General features: G+C 46.3%; 1 protein-coding gene. It reads left to right on the forward strand.

Annotated elements, in window-relative coordinates; translation table 11 throughout:
- On the forward strand, nt 1-583 hold a 583-nt coding region (locus tag R7Q09_RS27145; RefSeq protein WP_318144079.1), incomplete at both ends, for an FAD/NAD(P)-binding oxidoreductase.

The following is a 583-nucleotide window of genomic DNA, read 5'->3' on the forward strand; positions in this document are numbered from 1 at the left end:
AACGCAGTAAGTTACTACTGCAAACGCCAGAAAGCTTTTTAGCACGCTTTAACGTTGATGTTCGCGTGATGAATGAAGTAGTTTCTATTAACCGACAGGACAAAACCGTTACGATCAAAAACCTGTTGGATGAGTCTGAATACGTAGAATCATACGACTTCCTACTGCTTAGCCCAGGTGCTGGTCCTATTGTTCCACCAATCCCAGGCCTCGATAACCCGCTCACCCACTCGCTACGTAACATTCCAGATATGGATCGCATCATCGAAACGATCCAAATGAACAAACCAGAACATGCGACGGTTGTTGGCGGCGGTTTCATCGGTTTAGAAATGATGGAAGCCTTCCACCAACTTGGCATTAAAACCTCTCTGATCGAAATGGCAGACCAAGTCATGACGCCAGTAGACCGTGAAATGGCAGGTTTTGCTCATGCAGAAATTCGTGACAAAGGTGTCGACCTCAAACTTGGCGTCGCGCTTGAATCTGTGAAATTCGTACCTAACGAGCACGTGGCAAGTTTCGACTCTGGTGAGAGTGAGAAACACCAACACCTAGAAGGTGAATTGGAGTTAACACTGAA

This window comes from Vibrio sp. 2130-1, from assembly GCF_033339515.1.